Annotated in this window: 11 protein-coding genes; 4 read left to right on the plus strand and 7 right to left on the minus strand. The window is 68.6% G+C overall.

The window, feature by feature from the left end; translation table 11 throughout:
- Positions 1-35: 35 nt before the first annotated feature.
- Positions 36-1,034, minus strand: coding sequence for a DUF1996 domain-containing protein (locus ACIRQP_RS13345; RefSeq protein WP_403888036.1), 999 nt, complete (start codon positions 1,032-1,034; stop codon positions 36-38).
- Between the two features lie 396 nt (positions 1,035-1,430).
- Between ACIRQP_RS13345 and ACIRQP_RS13350 the strand changes: the two genes are divergently transcribed.
- From ACIRQP_RS13350 to ACIRQP_RS13365, 4 genes are all read left to right on the plus strand, one after another.
- Complete coding sequence (locus tag ACIRQP_RS13350) at positions 1,431-1,973, plus strand: MBL fold metallo-hydrolase (protein WP_403888039.1); 543 nt, start codon at positions 1,431-1,433, stop codon at positions 1,971-1,973.
- Positions 1,970-2,443, plus strand: a complete 474-nt coding sequence (locus tag ACIRQP_RS13355) for a MarR family winged helix-turn-helix transcriptional regulator (RefSeq protein ID WP_403888042.1) — start codon at positions 1,970-1,972, stop codon at positions 2,441-2,443. The genes ACIRQP_RS13350 and ACIRQP_RS13355 overlap by 4 nt, the downstream gene beginning before the upstream one ends.
- Entirely contained in the window at positions 2,440-2,874 is a 435-nt protein-coding gene (locus ACIRQP_RS13360) for an SRPBCC family protein (protein ID WP_403888045.1), read from the plus strand. The genes ACIRQP_RS13355 and ACIRQP_RS13360 overlap by 4 nt, the downstream gene beginning before the upstream one ends.
- Before the next feature lie 315 nt (positions 2,875-3,189).
- Positions 3,190-4,248, plus strand: coding sequence for a VWA domain-containing protein (locus ACIRQP_RS13365; protein WP_403888048.1), 1,059 nt, complete (start codon positions 3,190-3,192; stop codon positions 4,246-4,248).
- Between the two features lie 138 nt (positions 4,249-4,386).
- Here ACIRQP_RS13365 and ACIRQP_RS13370 read toward each other — a convergent pair whose 3' ends face one another.
- The 6 genes from ACIRQP_RS13370 to ACIRQP_RS13395 all read right to left on the minus strand — a co-directional run bounded on the left by ACIRQP_RS13370 (position 4,387) and on the right by ACIRQP_RS13395 (position 13,208).
- On the minus strand, positions 4,387-6,786 hold the full coding sequence (locus ACIRQP_RS13370) for a molybdopterin cofactor-binding domain-containing protein (RefSeq protein ID WP_403888051.1): 2,400 nt from the start codon (positions 6,784-6,786) through the stop codon (positions 4,387-4,389).
- Between the two features lie 7 nt (positions 6,787-6,793).
- The gene (locus ACIRQP_RS13375) at positions 6,794-7,816 is read right to left on the minus strand and encodes an FAD binding domain-containing protein (RefSeq protein ID WP_403888054.1); all 1,023 of its coding nucleotides are present in this window, start codon (positions 7,814-7,816) and stop codon (positions 6,794-6,796) included.
- Positions 7,813-8,469 carry a 2Fe-2S iron-sulfur cluster-binding protein gene (locus tag ACIRQP_RS13380; protein WP_403888057.1) on the minus strand — a complete coding sequence of 219 codons (657 nt, stop codon included), beginning with the start codon at positions 8,467-8,469 and terminating at the stop codon, positions 7,813-7,815. The genes ACIRQP_RS13375 and ACIRQP_RS13380 overlap by 4 nt, the downstream gene beginning before the upstream one ends.
- A gap of 213 nt (positions 8,470-8,682) precedes the next feature.
- Positions 8,683-9,285 carry a hypothetical protein gene (locus ACIRQP_RS13385; protein ID WP_403888060.1) on the minus strand — a complete coding sequence of 201 codons (603 nt, stop codon included), beginning with the start codon at positions 9,283-9,285 and terminating at the stop codon, positions 8,683-8,685.
- A 307-nt stretch (positions 9,286-9,592) separates the two neighbouring features.
- The gene (locus tag ACIRQP_RS13390) at positions 9,593-12,127 is read right to left on the minus strand and encodes a CehA/McbA family metallohydrolase (protein WP_403888063.1); all 2,535 of its coding nucleotides are present in this window, start codon (positions 12,125-12,127) and stop codon (positions 9,593-9,595) included.
- Between the two features lie 124 nt (positions 12,128-12,251).
- Positions 12,252-13,208 carry a helix-turn-helix transcriptional regulator gene (locus ACIRQP_RS13395; RefSeq protein WP_403888066.1) on the minus strand — a complete coding sequence of 319 codons (957 nt, stop codon included), beginning with the start codon at positions 13,206-13,208 and terminating at the stop codon, positions 12,252-12,254.
- Positions 13,209-13,258: the final 50 nt, after the last annotated feature.

Raw genomic sequence — 13,258 nt, forward strand, 5'->3', positions numbered from 1 at the left:
CCGTTCAGCCATGGAACGTGGTGCTCGCCACACGGTCAGCAGTGACGACCCTCGTTGAGGCAGGAGACGACCTTCGTCATCTGGCCTGCCGTGAGGACGTCTACAAAACCGGCGTGGTCGGTTACCGGGTTGTGCTGCTGTTCGGAGAACGCGTCCACCGCGATGGGCACGTCGTCGGGTACGTCGTAAGAGACGACGACCCGCAGTTGTGGCACCGGGAAGGTGCCGGATGGACAGAGCCCGTTCGCGGCCGGGAAGACGAGGTGTGCGCGGTGGTCGTCGCTGTCCGTGTCGAGCCCGTTCCAGCAGCTCGGCCAGTCGAAGGTGCGAGTGACCTTGCCGTCGGGGCACTTGGGGTAGTGCATCGTGAACCGGTCGGGGAACCCGGCACATCCCCACTGTGCGTGTGCCTGCGCCGGCCCCTCGGTGCCCGCGACCGGGTCTCCCGTCATCGTCCGCAGGAAGCGGGGCATCGGCACGACGTGTGTGGTCGGGCTGCCTCGGAACTGCACGGTCACCTTCTTCGGGGGAAGGATCTCCCCGATGTTGCCGTGGTGTGTGTCCGTGACCCCCGGGGTGGGGGTGGTGGGCCGGTCCTGGCGGCGCAGTACCGGCCAGTAGTATGTGGACTTGTTGCTGCTGGTGCATGTGGTTTCGGCCGCCGCGAGGTCGGCGTCGGTGGAGAACGCGGTGGTCGACAGGTTGCCGACGTAGTCGTGGGTGTGGTGGGCGCCGTTCTTCAGGCCCGGGGACACCACGAGGTTGTCCGCGTTGCGGTGCCGCCCCTGAGCGTTTCGGCCGCAATCCTCCGTGAAGGTGCCGGTGGAGGCGCCTGGCCCCGGGGCGGGCGGTGTGCTGCGCGGCACGTGGTTGATGTCGACGAAATCCTCGGGGAAGGGGCCGATGTCCAAGCCCGCTCCGTTGGTGTCACGGCTGCCGGCCGACACCACCAGCGACAGTGCCGCCACCACGGCCACGACGGCGATAAGGGACAGGGACAGCCCGACGCGGCCAAACGGGATTCCTCGTTGCACGTTCAACAGGTTGCCACAGGGATCTGCGTGGTTGGACACGAGACCGGTTACTTACGAGTGTCTTGCGCTTTCGTAACCCAAGCGTCGCCTATCCGGCGATAAATCTTCATGAAACGACGGAGAACTCTCTGTCTCCACCCGAACATGCACATTCGAGGCTTCGTCCCACCGTCATGTCGCCGTCGGGGTCATGTCGCCGTCGGGGCGGCGTCGTGGGAGGGGCCTTCATGCGCCGATCACCCCGACGAGCGCCCCGGCGCCCCCGTGCGAGCCGAATGTCTCGCGAAGGCGATACGCACTGGGGCTCTTGCTGGCGCTTGACAGGGGTGCCGCACTGACCGCCTGATGGGTGTCACGACATGCATGTCACGACATGTATCGCCCGAGGAGTTCATCATGAACCTGGTCAATCGGGTCTCGGCCGTCAGTACTGGCACCGTCCAGATCCGTCCGGAGCACGTCGAAACCAACGGCACCCCGCTGTTGTGGTGGGTCAACACCTCTCGCCAGTGGACCGCTCCCCGTCCGATCAACGTGTACGTGATCGAACACGACAAGGGGCTGGTGCTGTTCGACACCGGCCAGGACCGGCACTCGGTGACCGATCCCGGGTACTTCCCCGGCGGTCCGGCCGGACACATCTACCGTCGGCTCGCCAGGTTCGACATTCCCCCGGATGCGACCTTGACCGGGCGACTTCGCGATCAGGGTTACGACATCGCGGACGTGCGCGTGGCGATCGTCTCTCACCTGCATCAGGACCACATCGGCGGCTTGCGGGAGCTGCCGAAGTCGGCACAGGTGCTGGTCAGCGCGGCAGAGCTCGCTGAGGTCGACAAGAGGTTCGCGGTTTTCGCCGGCACCGGGGCATGCCCATCCTCGCCGCCCACCTCGCTCCTCGCGACAGCGTTGGAGCGGCACGCGAGGGCGCTGGCTTGAGAACAGTTGAGCAGCTTCGCTACCTCATCCTCGCGGCGCAACGAGAAGGCAACCGCCGGCTGACCGCGATGATGTCCGAGATCGGTGTCACGCCGGCGCAATCAGAAGCATTGCGCATCATCGCCGATCACGGCCCGCTCGCTCTCAGGGAGCTCGGCGACATGATCGTGTGCGACACCGGCACGAGCCCAAGCCGGATCGTGGACCGCCTCGTCGCCGCGGGCCTCGTAAGGAGAACTCCCGACGAGCACGACCGGCGACAGGTGAGGCTCACGCTCACCCCACAAGGCCGCGACAAAGCCCACCGCGTCGCCGAGATCGAGAACCAGCTCTACGACCTGCTCGACCGCGCCACCGAAGGCACGGACATCGACGCTTTGATCACATTCCTCCACGCGTTCACCCGACAGTCGCCGGCCGGACTCGCCCTGGCGAACCGCCTCGCCGCCGAAGAAAGGCAACCAAAATGACCTTCGAGCTGAGCCTCGACGTCATCGCCCCGCCGGCCAGGGTGTTCGCATTCGTCGCCGACTTCACGACCATGCCGAGGTGGTACGCCGCGGTGCGGCGCGTACGGCGCGTCGAAGGCACGGGCGGTCTCGGAACGCGATATGAGGTGCACCGGGACCTGCCCGGCGGAGCCGTCCTCAACGACCTGGCGATCACCAGCTATTCGGACGGCGACGAGGTCACCTTCACATCGCTGAGCGGGCCGACTCCGTTCGTCTACCGCTACCGCGTCCAGCCCGTACGGGACGCGACGCAACTCACCCTGGAGGGCACGATCAGCGCGGCCGGGCTCCCGGGCCCGGCCGGGCATCTCGGGCCGCTGGCCGAGAGGCTCTTCAAGCGCGGGATGCGGGACAACCTCGGCACGCTGAAAAGAATCCTGGAGCAGTAGGACATGCGCAGGAGGCGGATCTTGAGCGTGTGAGGCGACGGCGTCACCGACCTGCTCCACCGCAGCGGCTCGACGGCCGAACCGAGGGAAGAACCGTGTGGATCTTCGGCGATCCGGGCGGCGTGACCACGCTCTGCCGTGGGCCGTAGATGGTGACGGGCCGCACCACGCCGATCCGACCCCGTGGGCAGGCGTCTCCTGGGTGCCGAGCGCGTCGCCGGGCGCGGGCAGGTGATCGTGCGTCAAACCCTGTTGTCAGTGCCTGCTTATAGAGTTCAAGCATTACTCGGGGAAGCTCGGAGAAGGAGCAGAAACATGTCCGCCAACAAGATCCAGCACAAGGTGAATCACGTCGCGCTGGTAGTGGACTGTTCGGGTTCCATGCATCAGCACCAGAGTCAGCTCATCCGTGTCGTGGACGAGTTCGTAGCGGGCCTGAAGGCCGAGTCGGACAGCCTCGGCCATGAGACCCGGATCAGCCTCTACTCCTTCGACCACAGGGTGGAGAATCTGGTCTGGGACATGGACGTGAAGCATCTGCCGTCCATGCGGGGTCTGTACAAGGTCAACAATGGCGCTACGGCCCTTATCGAGGCTTCTCTGAAGTCCCTGGACGACCTGGGTCATATCTGGGAGGAATACGGCGAGCACAGCTTCCTCCAGATCGTGGTGACGGACGGCGAGGAGAACGCCTCCGGTGGTGACCGGAGGCACGACGGCGACATGGCCATCCTCGGCCCCTGGCTCGACAAGATCGCGGCGAAGATGGGCGGGCTTCCGGGCCACTGGACGTCCGCGATCCTCGTCCCGAACTCCCTGGCGAAGCGCACCGCCCAGAACTACGGTTTCCCGGCCGGAAACATCGCCGTCTGGGATGCGGATTCCCAGGAGGGCGTCGAGGAGGCGATCGGCACCGTGCGTGCTGCCGCCACCAGCTTCCTCCGTGGCCGCGAGCAGGGCGTGCGCGGCACGAAGAACCTGTTCGCCGTCGGCCAGGACATATCGGTCGACGAGGTGCGGGCGAACCTCGAACCGATTCCGGCCGACAAGTACCGACTCCTGAAGGTCGACAAGGAGATCGAGATTCGCCCCTTCGTCGATTCACATCCGGGCGTGACGTACGAACGCGGTTCGTGTTACTACCAGCTGGGCACCCGGGCTCAGGTTCAGCCCAACAAGGAAGTCATCGTGGTCGAGAAGGACACCGATCGCGCCTATACGGGCGACGCGGCACGCAGCCTTCTGTTCGGTACGGGTATCCAGGGGACCGTTTCCGTGAAGGCGGGGAACAATCCCAAGTTGGAGGTGTACGTGCAGAGTCGTTCGGTGAACAGGAAGCTCAAGCCGCAGACACGTCTGCTCATCATGCTCTGAAATCCAAGAAAAGAGTGCGGAGCGGGTGGGTCCAGGATCAGCCACGAAACGTCGGCCGGTCGTGGACCTCACCCCTTTGCCGGCTCCGCTTTTTCGGGAAAGGCGTCAGCGGCGCGTGCCGCTCACGGCGCCCCGGCCTCACACGTCCTGCGGCGGCAAGCTCGGCAGGAGTTGTTCCAGCGTGACGGGGAAGTCCCGTACACGCACACCCGTCGCGTTGAACACGGCGTTGGCGACCGCCGCGCCCGCGCCGCAGATGCCCAGTTCGCCGACGCCCTTGGCGCCGAGGGGGTTGGCCTTGTCGTCGGAGCCTTCGAGGATGACGGCGTCGACCTCGGGGACATCGGCGTGGACGGGCACCATGTACTGCGCGAGATCCCGGTTGACGAACGCGCCGGAGCGTACGTCGACGTCCACCCCTTCCTCCAGGGCCATCCCCAGCCCCCAGATCATGCCGCCCATGAGCTGCGAGTGTGCCGTCCTGGCGTTGAGGACGCGGCCCACCGAGAAGACGCCCAGCATCCGCCGGAGCCGGATCTCGGCCGTGTCGGCGTCGACGCCGACTTCCGCGAACTGGGCTCCGTAGGTGTTGATCGAGTAGGCCGCGTAGTTCGGGTCCTCCCTCGCGGGCGGTGTCACGCCCTCCGCCTCCAGACCCGCCTCTGTTTCCCCATCCGGGCCCCCGCCCCCCGCCCGGACACGCGCCACGATCTCGCCCAGCCCCTCCGCCACACCATCGATACGCACCCTGCCGTCCGCCAACACCGCAGCCGCCGGGTCCCGGCCGTACAGCGGGGAACGCTCGTCGCCGCACGCCGCCGTCAGCAGCTTCTCGCGCAGGACCGCGCACGCATGGTGGACCGCGGTGCTCGAATTGCCCGCGCCCCACGAGCCGCCGGACCCCGCGCTGACAGGGAACTCGGAACGCCCCAGCTCCACCCGTACCCGTTCGGGCGGCAGTCCCAGCCCGTCGGCGGCGACCTGCGTCAGGGCCGTGTACGTCCCCGTGCCCAGGTCTGTCATGTCCGACAGGACGACAGCGCTGCCGTCCGCCACCACCCGGACCCGTACCCTCGTCGCCGCCTGGGGATGCGGACGGATCGCGGAGGCGACGCCGTAGCCGACCAGCCACCGCCCCTCCCGCAGACTCGCGGGCCTCGCTGCGCGATGCTTCCAGCCGAAGCGGCGCGCCCCTTCACGCAGACAGTCCACGAGATGACGTTCGCTGAACGGCACGCCTCGCTCAGGGTCCAGCTCAGGCTCGTTACGGATACGCAGCTCGACCGGGTCCATCGACAGCTGATGCGCCAGTTCGTCCATCGCCGACTCGACCGCCAGCAGTCCCGGCGCGTGCCCAGGGGCACGTACGTCCTCTCCGCGCGGCAGATCGAGCGAGGTCAGCCGGTGGCTCGTCGCCCGGTGTGGAGCTGCGTAGAGGCTGCGCGTCGTGGCGGCGATCTGCTCCGCGTACTCCACGTCGGGGTTGGTCTGCATCGTGACGTCGTGGGCGATCGCGACCAGCCGGCCGTCCCGCCCCGAGCCGAGGCGCACATGCTGGTGCGATGCGGGGCGCACCCCGACGAGGGGGAAGGTCTGCTGCCGGGTCAGCGCGATCTTGACCGGCTGGTCCAGCGCGCGGGCGGCGATCGCGGCCAGGATCGTCTCGTAGTGGACACGCAGCTTGGAGCCGAATCCCCCGCCGACATACGGGCTGGCGATATGGATCCGCTCTTCGTCCACCAGGAGCGTGGTGGCGATGGACGTACGCGCCGAGTGCACGATCTGGGTACTGGTGTGGACGATCAGGTCCTCGCCGTGCGGCACGACGAGACACGCGTGCGGCTCCATGGGCTGGGAGGACTCGCACGGCGTCGTGTAGTGCCGATCGATCCTGACCTCGGCGGCGGCGAACCCGCTCTCGATATCACCCACCGCCGTGTCGGCCGCGAGGCCGATCTTCATCTTGTGCGGCGGATGGGCCTGATCCAGACGTGCGGCGAGATCGTAGTGTCCCTGCTCAACGGAGTACGAGACGTCGACAAGACCGGCCGCCTCCCGGGCCTGTTCGAAGGTGGCCGCGACGACGAGCGCCACGGGTTCACCGTGGAAGTGGATATCGGGGCTGGTCAGGGCGGGAAAGGCGCGTGGGAACTCCAGGAACGTGGAGTCGTTCCAGGTGCCCTGCGGCGGAGCGTTGTGATGGGTCATCACCATACGTACGCCGGGGAGGCGTTCGGCGCGTGCGGTGTCGATACGTGTGATACGGCCCTTGCCGATGGTCGCGCCGACGATGTACCCGTAGAGCGGCGGCCCGACTCCGTACCGCTCCTGCGCGTCCCACTCCTCGTATACGTAGGTGGCGCGGCCGGTGACCTTCAACGGGCCGTCGACGCGGTTGAGCGGCCGGCCGATCACCGCCGCTTCCCGCCCGCCGGTCTTCTCCGCCCCGGCTCTCTCCGCTCCGGCCTTGTCCCCTCCGGCCTTCGTCACCCCGGACTTCTCCTCCGCGGCGTTTTCCACCATGGCTTTCTCCACCATGGCCTCCTCACCTCGCCCGGGTCGCCCGGGTCGCCCGGTCCAGCGTGCGGCACAGCGTGCGCCGGGCCAGCTCGATCTTGAAGTCGTTGGCGCCCTGCCCCACCGCGTCCCGCATCGCCGCCTCGGCCGCGGCGCGGTAGGTCGCCATCGTGGCGGGACGGTCCCGCAGCGCGGCCTCCGCCTCGACCGACCGCCAGGGTTTGTGCGCCACGCCGCCGAACGCCACCCGGGCGTCTGTGACCGTCTTCTCGTCCGACAAGCCACCGTCCGTGGAGCCGCCCCCCGTCGAGACGACCACCGCCACGGAGACCAGCGCGAACTCGTACGAGGCCCGGTCCCGTACCTTCCGGTAGAGCTGCCCGCCCGGCGGGGGCGGGGGCAGTTCGACGCCCGTGATCAACTCGCCGGGCCGCAGGACCGTCTCGATGTGCGGGGTGTCTCCAGGCAGCCGGTAGAAGTCCCCGATCTCCACAGCACGCGTGGACCCGTCGGCGTCGAGGAGCTCGATCCGCGCCTCCAGCACCGTCATCGCGACGGCCATGTCCGAGGGGTGGGTCGCGATACAGGCGTCGCTGGCGCCGAGGATCGCGTGCGTACGGTTGAAGCCGCCGATCGCACCGCAACCGGAGCCGGGATCAAGCTTGTTGCAGCCCGAGTCCGCGTAATAGAAGTACGGGCAGCGCGTGCGCTGCAACAGGTTGCCGCCGACGGACGCCTTGTTGCGCAACTGGCCCGAGGCACCGGCGACGAGCGCCTCGGACAGGACCGGGTAGCGGGTCCGCACGCGGGCGTCGGCGGCCACATCGGAGTTCGCGGCCTGCGCGCCGATCCACAGTCCTCCGTCCGGCAGCTCTTCGACGCTCCCCAGGGGCAGCCGGCTGATGTCCACGAGATGGTCCGGCCGCTCGATCTCCAGCTTCATCAGATCGAGCAGATTGGTGCCACCGCTGATGAACTTCGCGCCGGGACGGGACACCGCCGCCACCGCGGCCCGCGCGTCCGTCACGCGCTCGTAGGTGAAGGGCTTCATCGCGGGTCTCCCTGCGTATCTCCCTGGCCGCCCTGCGCGTGCGCGACGTCTTGCGCGTGCGCGACGTCGCGGATGGCCGAGGCGATGTTCGGATAGGCGGCGCACCGGCAGATATTGCCGCTCATACGCTCGCGGATCTCCTCGTCGGTCAGCTCGACCCGCGAGGAGGAGACATCGGCGGTGGCATGGCTGGGCCAGCCCGCCTCCACCTCACGGAGCATGCCGACCGCCGAACAGATCTGACCCGGGGTGCAGTAGCCGCACTGGAAGCCGTCCCGCGCTACGAAGGCCGCCTGCATGGGGCTGAGTTCGCCCGGTTTCCCCATTCCCTCGATCGTCACGATCTCGTCGTCCTGGTGCATCACGGCGAGCGTCAGACAGGAGTTGACGCGCCGACCGTTGATCAGCACCGTGCAGGCGCCGCACTGGCCGTGGTCACAGCCCTTCTTGGTGCCGCTCAGACGCAGATGCTCGCGCAGCGCGTCGAGCAGCGACGTACGCGGATCCACTTCGAGGGGCCATGAACGGCCGCTGACGGTCAAGGTGATGGCCGAGAGGGGCACGGCCCGGTCCTGCTCCTGTGGCGTGCCGTCCTGCGTCTCCCGGTCCTGTACCTCCCGGTTCTGCGTCTCCCGGTCCTGGGGCTCGCTCATCGCACTCTCCTGGCGCCCTGTCAGACGCGAAGCTGGGCCGGTGCGAGAGGCTCGACCCCCGCACGGCGGACACGGGTGCCGCCCGGCAGAAGGCTTCGGGGCGCGTGGCGCTCTCCTCGCTGCCCGCATTTGCCCGCATTCGAAATGACGTACAGCTTCACCGTAACCCCGTCGCGGTGGACCCGAAACTTCACGGACCAGGCGCTACGAACTTCAGCGATCAGGCGTCGGCCTCACCGGCCGGGAGGGGGCGTGGAGACCGCTCAGTCCATTGTCGTCCAGGGCGTCCCTGGCAGCCTCGGTGAATGCCGACAGGCTCTCCATCAGGGGTTGAACCGTCTGCTCGAACGAGATGAGCAGGGCGTCCGTGTGCGGTGGCAGTTTCGTGGCCGGATCCTCCTCGTGATCCTTTCTGATACGTCCCAGCTCCACGCAGAGGGAAGAGATCACGTCGGCGGACTGGGCGAGTTCCTCCGCGAGCGTCGACACATGTTTGGGACCTGCCAGGGCGATGTCGAACCACACGGATTTCATGTCCGACGCCCGGTCCCGGCAACCACGCACATAGGCGCTCGTGAAATCGGTGAGGGCGTGGGGCCCGGGTTCCCGCTGCCCGATCGCCTTCCGCAGCCCTTCCGTCGCGGCGATGAACGCCCGGTAGACCGCGAGGCGTGGTTCACGGCGCTGTCTGTGGTGCTCGGTATGGGCCGCGATCCGGGCCGTCTCGCGCTGGGAGCGGCCGGTGGCGAACGCCGCTCCGATGGTGGCGACCGTTGCCGCCAACGCGCCGCAGACCGCGGCTAAACCTGCGTCCATGACAGTAGAGTGTGGCCGCTGCCGGCGCCGAGCGCGAGACCGCCGGTGACTCCAAGAGGCCTATGGTCCCGGTCTGGCCCCCTCAGGAGCCGACCCGGCGGCGGCAGCCGTATCGGCGCGGCCGTTCCACCCGGACTGGACACCGCCCCGGCTTCCGCCCCGGACTGGGTGTTGCCCGGCACATACGCCCTGTGAGGGTGGCCGCACAGCCCCACGAAAGCCCGAAGGACCCGCCCGTACGGTGTGGTCGTACGGGCGGGTCCTTCGCCGTGACCCGGTCGGCGCGGCACCCGGCCTGCCGGGCCGGTCAGCGCACCTTCGCCAGGTGGATCTGCTGCGTCCAGTCGCGCTGTGTACGTGTCGCCGCGCGGTCGCTGGTGAAGACCACGACCCCCTGATGCAGCGCCGGCCAGGTGTTGTTGCCACGCGTCGTCACCTGCCGCGCCGCCGACCAGCCCGCCTTCGTGTGCAGCGTCGCGGTGAAGACCTTCCACCGCCAGTCCGCCGCGCGGGAGTCGTACCACACCGCCCGTACCGCACCGTCCGGGTCCTGGCTGAGCCTGACCCGCTGGCTCATCGCTTCGGGGGCCGTGCCGACCTGCTCGAACGGCGTCCAGGTCGTGCCGCCGTCGGTCGAACGGCTCGCCCGCAGCTGGAGGTTCGCCCCCGAGCTCTGCAGCGCGCCGCTCTCCCACCCGGCGACGAACGTTCCTTCGGCGTCGACGGCCAGACCCGGATGCCTGTCGGCGCGGTCCGTGACCGCGCTGACCTGCACGGGGGTTCCCCAGCTGTGGCTCGGACTCTTACGGACGGCGGCCAGGATCTGCCAGTTGTCGGGATCCGTGCCACCGCTCGCAGGCAGCCCTGCGGGCGGGGTGTGACCGGTCCACAGCGGATCCGGGTCAAAGCGGTTGTCCTGCCAGGTGATCACCGCGTGCCGGTGGTCGTCGACGGCGATCGCCGGGAACAACGACGCCGGGTAGCGCGGGGAGCGCGAGTCGTCCGCCGTGCCGGCGGAGACCGTCTTGCCCGCCGCCGAGATGTTCACGGCGGCCTTGTCGACGCCGACTGTCTGGGCGAATACGTCGAACGCGCCACCGCTGTTGTCCGACCAGGCAACCAGCGGGTGCTTGTCGTCGGTCAGCGCGATGGCCGGGTGGATCGCGCGGCCCTCATCCTTGCTGAGCCGCTGGGGGGCCTTGAAGGAATGGCCGCCGTTGGTGCTCTGCGCGAGCAGGATCACCGGCCGGTGCGGCTGCTCCTTGCCGAGTTCGTCCCGCCACACCACCCATACGTTCTTGTCGGAGGCGACGACGCGCGGGAAGCGCGCGGTGGCCGAGCCGCCGGACAGTGTGAGGGTCCTGGTGAGTTTGCCCTTGTTGTCGAGCTGACGATAGACGACCTTGGTGGCCCCGTCCTCGTGGAGTTCGGCGACGACGTGGGTGACCTTGCCGTCCACGGCCACATCGGGGAATCCCGTGAACACGCCCTGCTCGCCGATCACCATCGTCGCCTTGTCCTTGCCCGTGTCAGCGGCCGGGAGCGCGATCTCCGGTATGGGGTCGGCCGGCGCACCGAGGGACAGGAAGACCGGCGAGGTCGAACCGCGCAACTGGTCGGGACGGCCGGGGTCGGCTTCCGAGCCGGAGGCGCTGCCGGGGGAGCGGGCCTCGGCCCGGTACCAGGTGTGGTCCCCGTTCTTGATCACCAGTGGCAGTACGTAGGTCTCGTTCGCCTTCCGCGGCGTGAATGTCGCGACCGGTCCCGCGGAGCGGCCGGGCGCCGCGTACACATGGAGCGTGGTGCCCGCGCCGCCCTTGACCGTCACCCGCAGCGTGGCCTTCCTGGGCAGGCGGCGCTCGGCCACGACGATCTCGTCGCCGCCGATCGCCTCGTACACCCCATCTCCGTCGGCGTCCGCCTCGATGGTGACGAAGGGGCCGTCGATGTTCTGCGAGACCGTCGTACGGCCGGCACGGAACGCGTCCAGGACGCCCCGTACGGAGCGCTCGCCGGCGAAGACATGCGTGGTCGGCTGTCCGGGCCCCGCGATGTCCCACAGCTCACGGAAGTGGCAGTCACTGGCTGCGGCCACCCCGAAGCGGAAGCCTGCGTTCCAGCGGTTCTCGGCGTAGTCCATCTGCGCGTCCGGGTCGCCCGCTACGTTCAGCACCTCGACCATGTTCATGCCCTGGACGCTGGCGTTGTCATTCACACCGTCGGCCGGGGTGTACTCGCCGTCGTCCGGGTGGGCCTGTGACCAGACGGCGTCCTGCGCGTGCAGGTCCCAGACGGACTGCTGTACGTGCCGGAAGGCCGCGGAACCCGCCGGGTTGGCGCCGTCGACGATGACGTCCACATTGCCGAGGACGATGCCGTGCGGGGAGCCGTTCGCCTCCTCGCCGGGGATCAGGAGCAGCTTCGACGACTTCCACTGGGGGTCCCAGTGCTGGTCGTAGGTGCGGTGGTCGGTCAGCGGCATGAAGGCGAGACCGGTCTTCTCGCCCTGCGCGATCTGGTCCCCGACGGGCAGGTTGCCTGGCTTCGTCTGTTTCGACGTCTGCCGCGGTGCGCTGCCGTCCGACGAGTGGTCGTCGTGGACGTGGGTGTCGCCTGCCAGCCACTGGCCCTTTGGTGCCCTGGGCCCCTTGCCGGCGCCGCCCTTGCCACCCTTGTCCGCGGCGAATCCCGCGTGGCCTGCTCCGGTGGCCGCGTCGGCGGAGCCGGCGCCCATGCCGGCCACCGCGACAGCGGCGCCCGCCACGACCGCGAATCTCCTGCGGGTCAGCTCGGTCGGTTCCGCCGCACTGCGCGCAGAGCCCGGTTCTCTCGGTGTATCCATCGACGCACGCCTTTCCTGTACCGCTTCACTCCGAAGCGGTGCGAATCGGCACCGATGTTAGAAACCTCATTGTTCGGTGAAATGAACCCATCACGAACCATTCGCGCCGCACGGCGGAACACCGTCAGTGGCCGGACGCGGGTCCGGCGTCGTGATCATGGCCGCCGGCCTGGTCACGGCCACCGTCCGGCGACCCCGACGTGTCAGGCGGCCTGCGGCCCCTGGTGGGTTCGGTGGGTTCGGCGGATTCGGTGGGTTCGGTGGGTTCGGTGGGTGAGAGTGCGGCGAGAAGTCGCAGCTTCTCGTCGCTGTCGCTGTCCTTGTCGGGGTAGTAGACAACGAGGATGACGTCGTCGACGGGGAGTTTGTCGCGGTGGAGCCGTAGTTCACCGACGACGGGGTGGTGGACGGTGGTGGTGCCTCCGTCGAGGTCGCGGACGTCGTGTCGGGCCCACAGGGTGCGGAACCGCTGGCTGGACAGTGCGAGCTCGCCGACGAGTTCGACGAACCGGGGGTTGCCGGTGTCGTCCCCGATGGTGGTGCGAAGAGTGGCGATGAAGTCGGCGGAGGCTTGCGCCCAGTCCTGGTGGAAGGCTTGTTCCTCGGGATCGAGGAGGAGGGAACGAAGCCGGTTCTGGCCGGGTCGCAGGCGCGGGGAGAGGGCGACGGCCATGGGGTTGGAGGCCAGGACGTCGAAGGCGCGTCCTTCGACGAACGCGGGAATCTGAAGGTGGGCGAGGAGCTGGCGCACCCGTGCCGGTACGTGCTCGGGTCGCTTGCGGCGCGGTGCTCTGGGACGTGCCGCCGCGAGGCCGAGCAGATATGTCCGCTCGACGTCGTCGAGACGCAGGACGCGCGCGAGTGATTCGAGGACCTGGGGCGAGGGGTTCTTGTCGCGGCCCCGCTCCAGGCGCAGATAGTAATCGGCGCTGATTCCGGCGAGCAGGGCTACTTCCTCACGGCGCAGGCCGGGGACGCGGCGGTTGCCGCCGGGCGGGAGCCCCGCCTGCGCCGGGGAGACCAGCTCACGCCGGGCGCGGAGGTAGCTGCCGAGCTGGTTGCCGGATTCCTCATCCTTCATAACGCCACCGTAATGCGGTGCGCGCGTCCCGGAGGGGGCCCTGACAGGAC

It is taken from the genome of Streptomyces sp. NPDC102274 (assembly GCF_044766385.1).
Lineage (GTDB): Bacteria > Actinomycetota > Actinomycetes > Streptomycetales > Streptomycetaceae > Streptomyces.